The sequence below is a fragment of the Kribbella sp. NPDC043289 genome (genome assembly GCF_056436705.1).
In genome coordinates, this window is record NZ_JBWKCB010000001.1 from 1,708,176 (window position 1) to 1,723,051 (window position 14,876).

The 14,876-nt window shown below is 69.4% G+C and carries 19 protein-coding genes; 10 read left to right on the forward strand and 9 right to left on the reverse strand.

What is annotated here, in order from left to right; translation table 11 throughout:
• Positions 1-205: 205 nt before the first annotated feature.
• From AC0662_RS08100 to AC0662_RS08115, 4 genes are read left to right on the forward strand one after another with little or no spacing between them, the layout of a single operon-like run.
• Positions 206-1,000, forward strand: coding sequence for a 2-oxo acid dehydrogenase subunit E2 (locus AC0662_RS08100; protein ID WP_452196582.1), 795 nt, complete (start codon positions 206-208; stop codon positions 998-1,000).
• Positions 997-1,779 (forward strand): universal stress protein, encoded by a 783-nt coding sequence (locus AC0662_RS08105; protein ID WP_452196583.1) that lies wholly within the window; start codon positions 997-999, stop codon positions 1,777-1,779. Before AC0662_RS08100 ends, AC0662_RS08105 begins: the two co-directional genes overlap by 4 nt.
• A 1-nt stretch (position 1,780) precedes the next feature.
• On the forward strand, positions 1,781-2,218 hold the full coding sequence (locus AC0662_RS08110) for a hypothetical protein (RefSeq protein ID WP_452196584.1): 438 nt from the start codon (positions 1,781-1,783) through the stop codon (positions 2,216-2,218).
• Entirely contained in the window at positions 2,205-2,957 is a 753-nt protein-coding gene (locus AC0662_RS08115; protein WP_452196585.1) for an SDR family NAD(P)-dependent oxidoreductase, read from the forward strand. Before AC0662_RS08110 ends, AC0662_RS08115 begins: the two co-directional genes overlap by 14 nt.
• Positions 2,958-2,976: 19 nt before the next feature.
• On the opposite strand, the gene AC0662_RS08120 is transcribed toward AC0662_RS08115, so the two are convergent.
• From AC0662_RS08120 to AC0662_RS08135, 4 genes are read right to left on the reverse strand one after another with little or no spacing between them, the layout of a single operon-like run.
• Positions 2,977-3,486, reverse strand: coding sequence for a DsrE/DsrF/DrsH-like family protein (locus tag AC0662_RS08120; RefSeq protein ID WP_452196586.1), 510 nt, complete (start codon positions 3,484-3,486; stop codon positions 2,977-2,979).
• Positions 3,487-3,502: 16 nt separating this feature from the next.
• On the reverse strand, positions 3,503-3,796 hold the full coding sequence (locus tag AC0662_RS08125; RefSeq protein WP_452196587.1) for a TusE/DsrC/DsvC family sulfur relay protein: 294 nt from the start codon (positions 3,794-3,796) through the stop codon (positions 3,503-3,505).
• The gene (gene sqr, locus AC0662_RS08130; protein WP_478299303.1) at positions 3,793-5,037 is read right to left on the reverse strand and encodes a type III sulfide quinone reductase, selenoprotein subtype; all 1,245 of its coding nucleotides are present in this window, start codon (positions 5,035-5,037) and stop codon (positions 3,793-3,795) included. The genes AC0662_RS08125 and sqr overlap by 4 nt, the downstream gene beginning before the upstream one ends.
• 59 nt (positions 5,038-5,096) lie before the next feature.
• The gene (locus AC0662_RS08135; RefSeq protein WP_452196589.1) at positions 5,097-5,522 is read right to left on the reverse strand and encodes an Hsp20/alpha crystallin family protein; all 426 of its coding nucleotides are present in this window, start codon (positions 5,520-5,522) and stop codon (positions 5,097-5,099) included.
• A gap of 150 nt (positions 5,523-5,672) precedes the next feature.
• Here AC0662_RS08135 and AC0662_RS08140 point away from each other — a divergent pair, with 150 nt between their 5' ends.
• From AC0662_RS08140 to AC0662_RS08150, 3 genes are all read left to right on the forward strand, one after another.
• Positions 5,673-6,686 carry a lysylphosphatidylglycerol synthase transmembrane domain-containing protein gene (locus AC0662_RS08140; protein ID WP_478299305.1) on the forward strand — a complete coding sequence of 338 codons (1,014 nt, stop codon included), beginning with the start codon at positions 5,673-5,675 and terminating at the stop codon, positions 6,684-6,686.
• 128 nt (positions 6,687-6,814) lie between these two features.
• Positions 6,815-7,024, forward strand: a complete 210-nt coding sequence (locus tag AC0662_RS08145; RefSeq protein ID WP_452196591.1) for a hypothetical protein — start codon at positions 6,815-6,817, stop codon at positions 7,022-7,024.
• Between the two features lie 155 nt (positions 7,025-7,179).
• Positions 7,180-7,386: a hypothetical protein gene (locus tag AC0662_RS08150; RefSeq protein WP_478299307.1), complete on the forward strand. Its 207-nt coding sequence runs from the start codon at positions 7,180-7,182 to the stop codon at positions 7,384-7,386.
• Between the two features lie 17 nt (positions 7,387-7,403).
• On the opposite strand, the gene AC0662_RS08155 is transcribed toward AC0662_RS08150, so the two are convergent.
• Positions 7,404-7,679, reverse strand: coding sequence for a DUF1876 domain-containing protein (locus tag AC0662_RS08155; RefSeq protein WP_452196593.1), 276 nt, complete (start codon positions 7,677-7,679; stop codon positions 7,404-7,406).
• Between the two features lie 199 nt (positions 7,680-7,878).
• On the opposite strand from AC0662_RS08155, the gene AC0662_RS08160 reads away from it, so the two are divergent.
• Entirely contained in the window at positions 7,879-8,082 is a 204-nt protein-coding gene (locus tag AC0662_RS08160) for a hypothetical protein (protein WP_452196594.1), read from the forward strand.
• Between the two features lie 158 nt (positions 8,083-8,240).
• Here AC0662_RS08160 and AC0662_RS08165 read toward each other — a convergent pair whose 3' ends face one another.
• Positions 8,241-8,762, reverse strand: coding sequence for a pyridoxamine 5'-phosphate oxidase family protein (locus AC0662_RS08165; protein ID WP_452196595.1), 522 nt, complete (start codon positions 8,760-8,762; stop codon positions 8,241-8,243).
• A gap of 250 nt (positions 8,763-9,012) precedes the next feature.
• On the opposite strand from AC0662_RS08165, the gene AC0662_RS08170 reads away from it, so the two are divergent.
• On the forward strand, positions 9,013-9,510 hold the full coding sequence (locus AC0662_RS08170; RefSeq protein WP_452196596.1) for a flavodoxin domain-containing protein: 498 nt from the start codon (positions 9,013-9,015) through the stop codon (positions 9,508-9,510).
• A 10-nt stretch (positions 9,511-9,520) separates the two neighbouring features.
• Here the strand turns inward: AC0662_RS08170 and AC0662_RS08175 are convergent, their stop codons facing one another.
• Together AC0662_RS08175 and lhgO are read right to left on the reverse strand one after the other, a co-directional pair.
• The gene (locus AC0662_RS08175) at positions 9,521-10,342 is read right to left on the reverse strand and encodes an amino acid-binding protein (protein ID WP_452196597.1); all 822 of its coding nucleotides are present in this window, start codon (positions 10,340-10,342) and stop codon (positions 9,521-9,523) included.
• 347 nt (positions 10,343-10,689) lie between these two features.
• Positions 10,690-11,883: an L-2-hydroxyglutarate oxidase gene (lhgO, locus tag AC0662_RS08180; protein WP_478299310.1), complete on the reverse strand. Its 1,194-nt coding sequence runs from the start codon at positions 11,881-11,883 to the stop codon at positions 10,690-10,692.
• Positions 11,884-11,938: 55 nt separating this feature from the next.
• On the opposite strand from lhgO, the gene AC0662_RS08185 reads away from it, so the two are divergent.
• Positions 11,939-14,119 carry a glycoside hydrolase family 2 protein gene (locus AC0662_RS08185; protein WP_452196599.1) on the forward strand — a complete coding sequence of 727 codons (2,181 nt, stop codon included), beginning with the start codon at positions 11,939-11,941 and terminating at the stop codon, positions 14,117-14,119.
• Here AC0662_RS08185 and AC0662_RS08190 read toward each other — a convergent pair.
• On the reverse strand, positions 14,058-14,870 hold the full coding sequence (locus tag AC0662_RS08190) for an alpha/beta fold hydrolase (RefSeq protein ID WP_452196600.1): 813 nt from the start codon (positions 14,868-14,870) through the stop codon (positions 14,058-14,060). The two genes, AC0662_RS08185 and AC0662_RS08190, sit on opposite strands and share 62 nt — an antisense overlap.
• Positions 14,871-14,876: the final 6 nt, after the last annotated feature.

Here is a 14,876-nt window from a genome sequence, read left to right on the forward strand (position 1 = left end):
CTGAGACTGGGGCGGCTGAGACTGGGGCGGCTGAGACTGGGGCGGCTGAGACTGGGGCGGCTGAGACTGGGGCGGCTGAGACTGGGGCGGCTGAGAGTGGGGCGGCTGAGAGTCCAAAGTCCCGCGCCCTCGGGACCGATCGACCGGTGCGGGCGGGCCGCGCACCGGCGCATGCTCGGACCAGGGCGGTTCGGGAGGTGGCCTCGTGCAGGACGCGCAGGTACGACGGGCGCCGTGGGTCCGGCAACTGGTGATCGACACCGGGCGCGCCGCTCGTCGCCGGCACGCCATCCACGGGCTGTTCGAGGTCGATGTGACGTCCGCCCGCGGCATGCTTCGCAGCATCGAGGGCAATCGTTTGTTCACGGCGTTCGTCGTGCACTGTGTGGCCGCGGCGGTGGCCGCCGACCCCGCCGTGCAGGCCTATCGCGACCTGCGCGGCCGCGAGATCGTCTTCGGCCAGGTCGACATCGGGTTCCCGGTGGAGGTCGACGTCGACGGCGTCCCGTTCGCGTTCACCCACGTGCTGCGCGACGCGGCCCGGCGTACGGTCGAGGATCTGTCCGACGAGATCCACGCGGTGAAGGCGGATCCACAGCGCAGCGCGTCGGTTCGCAAGGCTCCGTGGGTCCGGGGATATCTGCTGCTGCCCGGCTTTGTCCGGGTCGCACTGCTCGGCGGGCTGCATCGGCTGCCGCACCGTCAGCAGGCCCTGGCCGGGACCGTCGGGGTGACGGCCGTCGGGATGTTCGGCGCGGGCGCGGGCTGGGGCATCGGATTCCAGCTGCACACGCTGAGCGTGGTCGTCGGCGGCATCGCCCGGCGGCCGGTCCTGTTCCAGGGCGTCCTCGTCGAGCGCGAGTTCCTGCAGCTGACCGTCAGTCTCGATCACGACGTGGTCGACGGCGCACCGGCCGCCCGATTCGTCGCACGGCTGCGTGAGCTGATGGTGGCGGGCGACGGAATCCTTCAGTCGGTCCCGTCGAGGAAGCCCGCATGAAGCGCCGCCCCGTAGTCGTGGGGATCGACGGGTCGCCGGCTGCCGACGTCGCGGTCAAGTGGGCGGCCGCCGAAGCCGCGTCGCTGGGCAGCGACCTCCGGCTGCTGCACGTGGTCGCCCCCGGGCGCACGCCCGCCGACGCCGGCGACATCGTGAACCGCGCGGCCGAACTGGCCCGCGATCTGCAACCGGATCTCGTGATCGACGCGCACCTCGACCGCGGTGCACCGTCGACGATCCTCGTCAGGGCATCGGCCGAAGCCTCGACGGTAGTGATCGGCACCCGCGGCTTCGGGACGATGGTCGGCGCGCTGTTCGGTTCGACGGGACTCGACCTGGTGGCCAATGCCCGGTGCCCCGTGGTCGTCGTACGCCCCGACCTCGGCAGCCTGGCCGGCATCCGGGTCGTGATCGGGTACGACGGTTCGCCGGCCGCCGACACCGCGCTCGACGTCGGCCTCGACTACGCCCACCGGCACGACCTCGACGTCCGCGTCGTCGCGGCGCAACCCGCCGGCACCGGCCTGCACCGCATCAGCGAGGACGAGCTGCGGACAGCGGTTCACAAACGCGACGGTCACGACGCGGAGCTCGTCCAGATCACCGGCCACCCCGCGGAACACCTCCTCAGGCTCGCGTCCGACGCCGCCCTCATCGTCCTCGGCGCCCGCGGCCGCGGCGGCTTCACCGGCATGCTGATCGGCTCCGTCAGCCAGACTGTCCTGCACCACGCAGACTGCCCCGTCGCCGTCATCCCCGCCGCCGCCACCGGCGGCTGAGATGACCGCCCCGGCTACCCACACTGGCCCGGCGACCATCTGGCGGGCGATCCACTGGGGCTTCGTCGCGCTCTTCGCGTCCGGCGCCTGCGTCCACGTGGTCCTGGCGCTCACCACTCCCCGCTCGTACGACGGATTCGCCAACGCCGGCCTGTTCGGCTGGATCGAGAACGACTGGCAGAGCGTCTTCATGGCTCACCCCACCCGGTGGGCCTTGCTCCTCGCGGCCGCCGAACTGACGATCGCGGCCCTGCTCGTCACGGCGCCGCTCGCGGGTTACGTCGCCGTCGTGCTCTTCCACCTGGCGTTGATGCTGTTCGGCTGGGGCTTCTGGCTCTGGTCCGTACCCGCCCTCGCGCTCGCCGTACCTGCAGCAATGCATACCGCCCGGGCCGGCACGGCCCACACCTACGAAGGAGAACGCCATGGGCAGGTTTGACGATCGGGTCGCGCTGGTCACCGGCGCGGCAAGCGGCATCGGCAAGGCGACCGTCTGGCGGCTGGCAGCCGAAGGCGCCGCGGTCTTGCTCACCGACATCGCCGTCGACGCCGGTGAATCCGTGGCCGAAGCGCTGCGGGACTCCGGTGCGCAGGCGGAATTCGCCCAGCACGACGTCGCGAGCGAGTCCGACTGGGAGCGCGTCTGCATGCTCGCGGCCGAACGGCTCGGTGGCATCGACATCCTGGTCAACAACGCCGGCCTGGGAGACCTGGCGACGATCGAGGAGACGACGCTCAAGGACTGGCAGCACACCCTCGACGTCGACCAGACCGGCGTCTTCCTCGGGATGCGAACCGCCGCGCCCTACCTGAAGGCGTCCGCGCACGCATCGATCGTCAACATCAGCTCGATCTTCGGCACCAGTGGCGGTTTCGGCACCTCTCCGGCGTACCACGCGGCGAAAGGAGCGGTGCGGACGCTGACCAAGAACGCGGCCCTGCACTGGGCGGCCGACGGGATCCGGGTCAACTCCATCCATCCCGGTTTCATCGACACCCCGATCCTGGACGCAGCCCGCGGTACGCCGTTCTGGACGACGATGACCGAGCTCACGCCGATGGGACGGCTCGGCCGACCGGACGAGATCGCGGCCGGCGTGGCCTACCTGGCCGGTGACGACGCCTCGTTCGTCACCGGTCTCGAGCTGTACATCGACGGCGGTTACATCGCCCGCTGAGGGCGGGGCCGGTCACGGTTCAGATGAAGATGATCTGGGCTCCGTCGGTCTTCTCGATGAAGTCGGCGGCGCTGATGATGCCCTCGACGGCCTCGTACAGGTCGCTCTCGTCGAGGTGCATCAGGTCAGCGGACATCCGGCAGGCCCACAGGTGACCGCCGGACGCGACGATCTGGTCGAGAAACTCCGGTACGTCGGGGACGCCGATCTCGCGGATCTGCTTCTTCATCTGGCGGGTCGCCATCGCGGTCATGCCAGGCAGACCGCCAAGGCCCTGGGGCTTATGCGTCGCGGTGTTGCCGAGCATCGTGAACTTCAGGTCGTGCATCCGCGACCGGGTGATCATGTCGAACCCCCAGAACGTGAAGAACAGGTGCGTCTCGACACCTTCCCCCAGCGCGGCGTTGGCCAGGATCAGGCCCGGGTAGGCCATGTCCAGGTTGCCCTTGGAACAGATCACGGCCAGCTTGCGGCCGACGGTCGCGACGTCGTCGAAGTCCGGGACGACCTGCGGCAGTGTGGTGGTCATGGCGGTGCCTCCTGTCTCACACGCAACCACGCGGTTTCGGCAGACCGGCGACGTACGCCATCTTCTTGGCCGGTTTGCCGGGGAACAGCACGAACAGCTGCTTCACCGGGATGCCGGCCAGCGTCGACACCCGTCGTAGCGTGGCGGTCTCGCCGTGCGTGGGGTAGTCCTCCCGCAGGAAGCGGATCGCCTTCCAGTGCTCGTCGGTGAGCTCGATCCCGATCCGGGCGGCGAGCTGCACCGCGAGGTCGTCGGTCCATTCGCCGTACTCGGTGAGGAAACCCTCGGCATCGACGTGGACGGTGGTCATGGTGCTACCTCCTCGTGCGGCCGGTGCTTGCCGGCCATCGACATCCGGGCCGGCACCGGCAGCCGGCGGCCCGGGAGCAGCAGGTGCCAATAGACCCAGCGGAACGCGAGCTTCCCCCAGTGGTTCGCTCGCGTCTCCCGGAGCAGGGACAGTGGTCCGAGCCGGCCGAGCGGGAAACGCCCGGGCAGCGGTTCGGTGTCGTAGTTGAAGTCGATCAGCAGCCCTTTGCCGTCGCCGGTCTCGACGAAGCAGTTCGCGTGGCCGTCGAACCGCCCGGTCATCGGCTGCCCGGCGACGTACTCGCAGAAGTTGCCGACGAAGATCTCGCCGGAGAAGTGCGCCACCGAGCCGGCCTTCGACGTCGGTAGATCGTTGGCGTCGCCAATGGCGAAGATGTCCGGGTACACCGCCGACTGCAGCGTGCCCCGGTCGACGGGAACGTAGTTCAGCTCGTCGCCGAGTCCGGACGCGGCGACGAAGTCGGCGCCCATGTTCAGCGGCACGGTGACCAGCAGGTCGTACCCGATCTCACGCTCGTCATAGCTCACCAGAGTCGTGCGCTCGGCGTCGACCCGCTCGACCATGAAGTCCGTCTCGACCGTGATCTTCCGCTCGTCCAGCAGCCTACCGAGGTACCGCGACGCGATCGGTTTCGTGAACGCACCGTCCAACGGCGTCACGTAGACGAACTCCACCTGGTCCCGCATCCCGAGCCGGCGGAAGAATGCCTCCGCCAGGAAGACGAACTCCAGCGGCGCGACCGGGCACTTGACCGGCTGCTCGACGACGTGCACCACCAGCCGACCACCGGTGAAACGGTTCAGGGCGTCACGCAGCGCGAACGCACCCTCGTAGGTGTAGAAATCGTGGATGCTCCGGCGCCACTCCGGGCCCAGCATCCCCGGCGTCTGGTCCGGGCGCGGGCTGGTACCCGTCGCGATGATCAGGTAGTCGTAGCCGACCACGTCACCGCCGGCCAGCCGGACGTTCTTCCGCTCCGGATCGACGCGTTCGATCTCGCCGAGCAGCAACTGGATGCCCCGGCGCAGCACGCTCCGGCGTGGCCGACGCAGGTCTCCTCGGCCGCCGAACGGCACGAACAGCAAACCGGGCTGGTACACGTGGTCGTGGTCTCGGTCGATCACCGTGATCTGCCAGTCGGCAGTTGCCAGCCGACGCCGCAGCTTGTTGGCCACCAACGTCCCGGCCGTACCACCACCGAGAATCACCAACCGCCTCATCATCGTCCCCTCTCACACCGTCGCCCGGCCGGATGCGGCCGGCCAGGCATGGCATGTCGTCAGTCGGTGTGCTCGATCGCGATCGTCCGCGCCTCCGCGGCCTTCGCCACGATCGGGACGGTCACCTCGAGGATTCCGGCCGTGTACTTCGCGACGACGTTCTGCTCGTCAGCTCCGTCCGGGAGCAGCACCCGGCGGGTGAGTGTGCCGTAGTGGAACTCGGAGTGGCCGCCGTCGTGCTCCTCCTCGTGACGAGTCGCCGAGATGGTCAGCATCCCGTTCGCGATCTCGACCTTGATGTCCTTACCCGGGTCCAGACCTGGCAGCTCCGCGCGGACGACGTACTTGTCGTCATCGGCGAACTCCTCGATCCGGACGCCACGCATCGTGGCCGGCATGGGGAACAGGCTTGGCAGACCCTCGGCCCAGTCGAACAGGTCCGCGAACTGCCGCCGGCTGTCCCGGTGCTGCAGTGTGCTCGCCATCGTGTCTCCTTCCGCTCGCCCTTCCTGTATTTCCAGCTCAGCTCGCGGGCCAGCTCGGGAGCAGGGGCGTCCGCACCGGAACCGGGCGGACCTTCGGCCCTCCCAGCTCGCCGTTCGGCAGCGCAGACTGCTGGTGGGAGGGAGCGCGGCATGGACAGTGCGACCGGGGCGTCCCGGCCTGCCTGGCACCGTCGGCTCTGGTCGGCGATCTCACTGATCGTCCTCTTCGCGCTCATCGAGTACGTCGTTCTCCCCAAGCTCTCGCTCGCTCGCGAGTCGCTGCACCGCGTCTCGCAGTTGCGCCCGATCTGGGTGCTCACCGCAGCCACCCTCGAAGCAGGCAGCCTGGTCTGCTACTCGCTGTTCAGCCGCGCTCTGCTGGGCACGAGCCGGCCCCGGTTCTCCTGGATCCTCCGCTCGGACCTCACCGGGTACGGCGTGAGTCACGTCGTACCCGGTGGTGCGGCGACCGCCACCGCGATCCGGTTCCGGCTGCTGGTCATGGGTGGCGCGGATCCGGCGGACGTGACGGCAACCGTCACGGCCGAGGCGGTCGGCTCGCCGCTCGCGTTGGTCCTGATCGCCTGGCTGGTGTCGATTCCGGCGCTGTTCCTGCAGACCGCAACACCCGCCTACCTGACGATGTTCCTCGTCGGGCTCGCAGTTATCGCCTGTGGCGCGCTCGCTGTCCGGGAGCGATCGACGCTCGAACGCTTCGCCGCGCGACTGGTCCGGGCAGCCCAACGGCGCCTCCCGCAACGGGTCCGCCCGTGGATCGCCTCGACCGCCGTCAGGCTCCGCGACCTGCTCGCCGATCCCGCGGTACGTACTGCGTTCCTGGTCTGGGCGACGCTCAACTGGCTGCTCGACGCCGCGGTGCTCTGGACCTTCCTCGCGGCGTACGGCGAGGTGATCAGCCCGGTTCCGGTGCTTCTCGCGTACTGCGCGGCGAACCTGGCTGCCGTCGTACCGCTCACCCCTGGCGGCATCGCGGTCGTCGAAGGGGTCGCGATCTCGGGACTGATCGGATTCGGCGTCCCCGCCGACACCGCCGTACTCGCGGTCCTGTCCTGGCGGCTGCTCCAGTTCTGGGCACCGGTTCCGCTGGCCGGCCTGTGCTACCTGAGCCTGCGCGCCGAGAGCCGCTTCCTGGCGAGGCGGTAGACCACCAGCGGGCCCGACGCGCTTCGAGATGCCGTTCTCGACCCGGCCGGTTAGCGTCGCCGCATTTCGAAGATGCCGGTCCGACGCGCCGCACCGCGCCGTACCGGAGGCCCTTGGAAGGACCCCTCATGCAATTGGGCCGGGAGTTTGCCGTGCGGCTGGCGCGAGGCGCACAGACTGTGATCGGCCATCGCGGCGTGCGCGTCGCCGCGCTGATGGTCGCTGTCGCGGTCTCGTTGTGGCACGTGGACCGCGTTCCGCACACCGCTGTGTTACCAGCCGTGCTGGGGCTGGTGCCGTTCGCGATCGGCAAGTGCATCCTCTGCCCGCTGCGCTGACATGCGATCTCGACGAGTGGCCGCTCGCGTCGCCGGCACCTGCGCGCGTACGCCGAGAGCGAGGTCCTCGGCCTGATCTCGCCGTGGCACGCCGGCGCGGACCAGTGGCGCGTGCACCGCCTCGAGACCACCGGCGTACGGCGGTCCAGTCCACGGTGCGAGCCCACGCGAAGAAGCGCTGGTGGCTGGTCTGGCCGCCATCGGCGTTGCCTGGCGGGAGGCCGTTCGGGGCGGTGGCGCTGACCGCGTTGCTGTACTGGATACCGGCGCTACTGATCGGCGGCACGCTGCTGTTCCTGCGCTGGCGAGGCTGGTTCACCGAACGGCATGCCGAAGCCGGGCCTGCTTCGCGGACGGGATGAATCCGCGGCTGCCGGGTTCAGCCGTGCAGGCGGACGCGCTCGTGGGTGATGGCCTCGATGTCGGAGGCCGCTGTGTGCAGCAGCTTGTGGGCCAGGTCCGACAACGCGCGCGCCACCGCCAGCTCGTCGCCGATCTCGGCGATCTCGGTGTCAGCCGGGTTGCGGTGCGCGGCACCGCGGCCGAGTAGGTGCGTCTTGTCGTTGGTGCGAAGCCGAGCCTCCGCATGCGTGGTTCGCTCGTCCTCATGCTCGTCGAGGTAGATGTCGACGCTCCACCGCCTACTAGTGGTCATGTCCGGTCCTTCCACCTGGGGGACTTCGCGCTGGGCTTCCGTGCTGGGCTTCCGTGCTGGGCTTTCTGCTCTCGCAGCCATCCTCCGCAGTCCATCGGCGACAGAACCAGGGCCGTCCGGTCCTCAGCTGACGGGAACTTCTGCCTTGCCCGGCCGGGGCCGCCGGGCGTGTGCTGGAGGTGGGTGAGAGGAGCGAGCCATGAGCGATCTCGAGAAGAGCCGCGCCGAGCGGGATGCCCGGCGTACCGTCGCCACTCGCCGCTCGGGAGCCGGTTCGGCGAGCCCCGAACAAGCGATCCTTCGCCACCTCGGCATCGAGTTCTACAAGGAACGCCGCGGCGGCGGACCCACACCGGAGCCTTCAGCCGACGAACAACCGGCGAATGGATCGGCCGACCGGTGACCTTCGCCTCTGGGGGGACGTCACCGGCCTAGGTGCACTGAAACCAGGCGAGGGGAGCCGAACGCAGCATGATGTGGCGGAACCCCACCGCGAACCGTGCTGAAGGCGCCGTTGGCTCCTCTCGTCGTCGCACACCCACCCGAGCAGTCCGAGGGCTGCTACGCCGGTCCGCCCTCGACCGGGATGTGGGCGCGGGCGGCTGCTGGGTTGCGGAGTTTGCGGAGGGGGATGCCGATGCCGTAGGTGAGGAACTCGCCTTCGGGAGAGATCTCGACGATTCGGCAGTCCGCGAGACGTTCGGCCGGGACGAGTCTGGCGAGCGCGGGTGACAGGGAGTTGACGTCCGGCGCGCCCTGCGGGTGGACGACCGCCCAGCCGTGGAAGCTGATGGTCGCCGGCGGGATCGGGAACAGCAGCGCGAGCAGGCCGCCGCGCCGGATCGGCACCGTGACCGCGACCTGGCCGATCGCCGGGATGTGCAGCGCCTTCCAGCTGTGCGGCGCGACGGCGACGTACAGCCTGCCGTGACCGGCCGTGTAGACGACCCCGCTCGACCGCGGCCGGCCACTCGGTGTCACATGGCTGAGTACCAGGAACGACGCCCGCTCGAGCTGCCTCCAGATCTCGGCCCGGCTCGGCCGCCGGCGCGCGTGCTTGCTGGTTCTGACCGCCGTGCTCATCGCAGCCTCCCATCAGTTGCTTCGATTGTCGGTTGCAACTGTGAACCGGACCACAGACCTCCGGCCCGACTCGGGGAGACAGAAGTCCCCGCGCGGGGCCCCGTGGGCCCGCTCTTCCCAACCCAGGGCCGCGCATCCCCCCACACACATCACGCCGCGGCCGGCACACCTCGTCGCGCTGACATCCGGCCCCGCCGATCCGGGCCGGATGACCCTGACCGCGTGACGGCAGCGTCGACACGCTGGAGGCATGTCCGAGAAAGTACTTGTCAGCTACGCAACGTCGATGGGCGCGACCGCGAGTATCGCCGCTGCGATCGGGGCCAGGCTCCGGGCGTCCGGCGTCGAGGTCGACGTTCGCGAGGTCGGCGCGGTCCAAGCGGTGACACCGTACGACGCCGTGCTGCTCGGCAGCGCGATCTACGAGGGGCAATGGCGTCCGGAGGCAGTGCGGTTCTTGCGGCAGCACGAGGTGCAGTTGCGTTCCCGGCCGGTGTGGCTGTTCCAGTCCGGGCCGATCGGCGTCGACCGGCAGGAGGAGCAGCCCGTTCCGCCGGACGTCGCGCACCTCGTGCAGCTCGTCCACGCGCCGCCGGTGAAGACCTTCGCCGGTGATCTCCAGGACGACGCCGTCGCCCGGCACCCGGAGCTCGAGGGTCTGGCCGAGGATGCCCGCGACTGGGAGGAGATCCGCGAGTGGGCCGATCACATCGCCGATGCCCTCCACGACGCCCGGCAGACGACCTGAAGCCCACCGGTCAGCGGGACTTCGTGAGGGTTTGGGCTGCCTCGGCGAGTTCCGCGAGGCGGTGGGCGCGGGCGGACTCTGCCGGGGTGAACGGCTCCCCCGGGCGGCTGAACGCGAACAAGCCGGTCCAGGGTGACGGCACCTTGAGGACCGTGCCGTCGTCGGCGAACTGACCTGCGAGCGTCACCCGATCGGTGACCAGCTGGGCGCCGAGCAACTCGGCGACCGCGTGCGGCAGCTCAGCGGGATCTGCGACGACCCGCGCCGACAGGCTCAATGCCTTCGTCTGACCGTCCACCAACGCCAGTGCGGTCGTCGGCCAGACGTGGGTCTCCCGGCCGCCGGCCGACTCGACAGCGACCTCCAGGTCGGCCGCGGTGATCTCGTCCGGTGTGGACACCACCAACTCGTCCCGTACTCCGTCGTCGATCGGATGGACGTGCAACCCCAGGATGTTGGCGTCCAGCACCGCGAGCCGCCGGGTGAGGCGCTCCAGAGCCCCCGCCCGGTCGTCCAGCGTCACCCGGATGCGCCACAACGTCCCGATCCCCCGCCGCGGGTGAACCGTCGGTGCATGCAACCACGACCGCAGCAGCCGCATCGTCGACGGCTCCACCACCCAGATCACCAACGCCGTCGTCACACTCGCCAGCACCGCCACCGACACCAGGTACGGCGGATGCGCCGCCAGCACCACCGCATGCAACGCAAACTCCACCGGCGCGACCGCCACCAGCTTCGCCAGCGTCAACCGCGCCCGCCGAGGATGCGGGAGCCGTCCACACACCTCACACGCCGTCCCACCGGTCAGCGTCGTTCGCAACGAGTCCATAGACACCAGGGTGACCCCTGAAGATTGCCCCGCTGTTGCCTGGATATGACGTTCGGTCAGGGCTCGATCAGGCCGGCCCGGATGGCAGCCCACCTCTCCAGATCAAGGGAACTCAATTGCCACCAGGCGGCCAAAGATTCCCCGCTACCCGCCCCATCGCGACGGAGCCGGCCGCGCCACCGTCGTAGGCACCGCCGTGCACACCACCATCACCAAGGCGGTCGAATCGTCGAGCGGCGCGGCATCTCGACAGTACGTATACCTGTAGTACCCCGTCGGTTCACGCCGGAGCGACCGGCCGGATCGCGGGCAGTGGACGTATACGTACTGTCGAGCTGCCGCCAATCTCAGGCGCGGTCCGCAGACAGCTCCTCGGCGATGCGCTCGCCGATCACCAGACATGCGGTGGCCGCGGGCGACGGGGCGTTGAGCACGTGCAGCGCCCGCCCATCGCGGAGGAACAGGAAGTCGTCGACGAGCTTCCCCGCTCGCGTGACGGCCTGCGCGCGAACGCCGGCACCAGACCGCCGTACGTCGGAAACCCGCAGCTCGGGCAGCATCCGCCGCGCCTCGCGGACCAGCGCCCGCCCGGTCAGCGAGCGCGCGATCTCCTTCGCCCCGGTCCGCCCGTACCGTCGAGCGAGCCGCCACGTACCGCGGTACGTCGCCGCCTCCCAGACATCCCGTGGCTTGATCTTCGACCACGAGTAGCCCTCGCGCGCCAACGCAGGTACGGCGTTCGGGCCGACGTGCACAGTCCCGTCGATCCCGCGCGTCAGGTGCACACCGAGGAACGGCAGGTCAGGATCCGGCACCGGATAAACCAGCCCCTTCACCAGGAACTCACGCTCCGGAACGATCTCGCTGAACTCACCCCGGAACGGCAGGATCCGCACCCCCGGCTCGAGCCCAGACGCCCGCGCAAGACGATCACTCTGCAGACCGGCACACACCGCGACCCGCTCGGCCTCGATCACCTCGTCCGTGGTCCTGACCCGGATCAACGCACCGGCGTTCTCCACGGCCGTCACGGACACGCCCGTACGGATCTCCCCGCCCGCGGCCCGCACGTCATCGGCGAGCGCAGCCGCCACGAGGCCGAAGTCCACCCGGCCGGTGGAGTCGACCGCGAGAGCGCCCTTCACCCGCAGATGGGGTTCGCGTTCGGCCACCTCGTCGAGCGTCAGGCGCCGGACCGGTACGCCGTTCTCCCGGCCGATGCCGAGCAGCCGATCAAGCTGCGGTAGCTCCGCCTCGGTCGTGGCCACGACCACCTTGCCCGGGACGTCGTACGGGATGCTCTTCTCGTCGCAGTACTCCCGCAGCGCCGCCCCGCCGGCCACGGCGAACCGGGCCTTGAGGGAACCGGGCCGGTAGTACAGACCGGAGTGGATGACGCCCGAGTTGTGCCCGGTCTGGTGCGCGCCGACCGCCGCTTCCTTCTCGAGTACGACGACCGTCGTGCCGGGGTCGCGACGCTGCAAGGCGCGCGCGACGGCCAGCCCGACGATGCCGCCACCGACCACTACCGCAGATCTCATCACCCCGAAGAGAGACGACAGGCGCCGCAATAAATACATCGTTAGGGTCGTGGGCATGGACAGGTGGCTGTTCGGTGAACTGGTCGACGAGTCCGCGGTCGGGACGTCGTACGACGACAGCGGCTTCGAGCCGGTCACGCTCCCGCACACCGTCGTACCGCTGTCCTGGCGGGACTGGGAGGCGGACGCGTGGGAGCGGCGCTGGTGTTATCGGCGGTGGTTCGAGATCCCGGCGGACGCGCGGCGGGTGTTCGTGGACGTCGACGGGGCGCTGCAGGCGGCGGAGGTCTTCGTCAACGGGATCAGCGCGGGCACGCAACTCGGCGGGTTTCTGCCGTTCACGCACGAGGTGACCGACCTCGTGAAGCCCGGCCGGAATCTGCTGGCGATCGCGCTCGATTCCCGCTGGTTGCCCGTCCCGCCGAATGGTCACCCTGACGGGCACGGCGCGGTCGACTACTTCCAGCCGGGCGGTCTGACCCGTTCCGTCAAGGTCCGCTGCGAGCCGGACGCGTTCATCACCGACCTGCACGCCCGCCCACTGAACGTCCTCGATCCGTCCTCGCGAAGCCTCCACGTCAGCTGCACCGTCGAAGGCGCCGGCCAGCTCACCGTCGAACTCCGAGCGTCGGACAGTCGGCTGATCACCTCGGGCACAACCACCACCGGCGAACTCACCCTGACCGGCCTCGACGACATCCAGCTCTGGGCACCCGACTCCCCCGTCCTGTACGACGTCATCGCGCGCCTCGACCTGGGCAACCAAAGCAGCGAACGGAAGGTGCGGATCGGATTCCGGGAGGCCCGGTTCGAGGTCGACGGGTTCTACCTGAACGGCGACCGGCTCGAACTGTTCGGGCTCAACCGCCACCAGATCTTCCCGTGGACCGGGATGGCGATGCCGGACCGGGTCCAGCGACGCGACGCCGAGATCCTCCGGAACGAGCTGAACTGCACGATGGCCCGCTGCGCCCACTACCCGCAGTCCCCCGCCTTCCTCGACGCCTGCGACGAACTCGGGCTGCTCGTCTTCGAGGAGATCCCCGGCTGGCAGTACGTCGGCGACGCCGCCTGGCAGGACCTGGTCGTCGCGGACGTGGAGCGGATGATCCGCCGCGACCGGAACCGCCCGTCGGTCGTCGTGTGGGGCGTCCGCGTCAACGAGTCCGCCAACCACCCCGAGCTGTACCGCCGCACTCAGGAAGTCGCGCAACGTCTCGATCCCGACCGCGCAACCAGCGGGGCGATGGTCGCCTCGGAGTACTCGACTGTCGACTTCCACCAGGACGTCTTCGCCTACAACGACTACGCCCACGACGAGACCGGCGCGACCCTCCTCGCACCGCTGCCCGACGTCCCGTACCTCGTCACCGAAGCGATCGGTTCCCTCGCCGGACCGCACTTCTACCGCCGTACCGATCCCCAGGATGTGCAGGCACGCCAAGCCTTCCTGCACGCCCAGGTCCACCAGCAAGCCGCGGCCGACGACCGCTACCTCGGCGTACTCGCCTGGCAGGCCTTCGACTACGACTCACAGAACGGCTGGGTCGACCACCGGCTGAAATGCAACGGAGTCGCCGACACCTTCCGCATCCCCAAGCTCGGCGCTGCGATCTATCAAGCCCAGGTCGATCCCGAGCACCGTCCCGTCATCGCGCCGGCCTTCCACTGGGACGCGCCGCTCGACGACGAGCTGATGATCTGCTCGAATCTCCAGCACCTCGAGATCTACCTCGGCACCGACCACGTCGCGACGATCCGCCCGGACACCACCCGCTTCGGCGCTCTGAAGCACCCGCCGTCGTTCATCCACTTGTCGGCGACCGCGGACCTCCGCATCGACGGCTATCTGCACGACCGCCGCGTCCTGATCAGGTCCTTTTCCCTCGACCGCACCAAGGACCGCCTCGACCTCCTTGCCGATGACAACGAGATAGTTGCTGATGGCACCGACCTGACCCGGGTCGTCCTGCGGGCGACCGATCGGTACGGCAATCTCCGGCCGTCCGTGAGCGGTCCGGTGACCCTCGAAGTTGAGGGACCTGGCCGGCTCGTCGGGTGCAATTCGTTCGATCTGGCGTCGAATGGCGGTGCTGCCGCGCTCTGGCTAGGTGCGTCCTCCGCCGGCGAGATCCGGCTCACAGCTCACCACGCGGACCTCGGCGACGCGGCAGTCATCGTGAGAGCCACTCCCGCAGGACAGTCGCCAGCGCCACCGGGGCGTCGTACTGCATGAGGTGGCCGGCGTCCGGAACCTCGACGTACGACGCTCCCGGAATCAGCCCCGCGAGTCGTCGGCCGGTCGCCGTCGGGATCCAGGCGTCGTCGCGGCCCCACACCACCTTGACCGGGATCGCCAGTTTGCCCAGCGCCTTCTCGTTCTCGACCAGGAACGTCTCGTCGTACTGCGCGATCTGCCGGTAGAGCGCCGACTGTCCTTCCTCCGTGCGCCAAGGAGCCACCAGCTCCTCGAGTTCCGGCTCACGCAACCCGCGATGGCTCGCCGCGGTCACGTAAGCCCGCAGGATCGCCTCATGGATGTACGTCGGCAACTCGTCCAAGGTCGTCGGATGCCGCTTCACGAACTGGAAGAACGGCGACCCGCTCGGCGGAATCGCGACCACATCAACGAGCATCAGCGACGAGTACGCCGCTTGCTCGGCCAGCGTCGCGCGCAGCGAGACCGCGCCACCGAAGTCGTGCGCCACCACCTGCGGCCGGTCCAGCTCCCAGTAATCGAGCAAGGCCGCGAACGCTTTCGCCTGTGCGCCGAAGTCCACCGCGTGGGCGGGATCCTTCGAGGACGCGCCGTACCCCGGCATGTCCCACAGGTGCACGGTGAAGTCGGCGCTCAACGCGTCCGCGTACTTCGACCACACGCGCGACGAGAACGGCGTCCCGTGGCAGAACACCACCGGCGGGCCGTCACCCGCCCGGCCCCATGCGATCGATCGGCCTTCCCACTCGAACCGCTCCTCGACCTCCATGGCTCT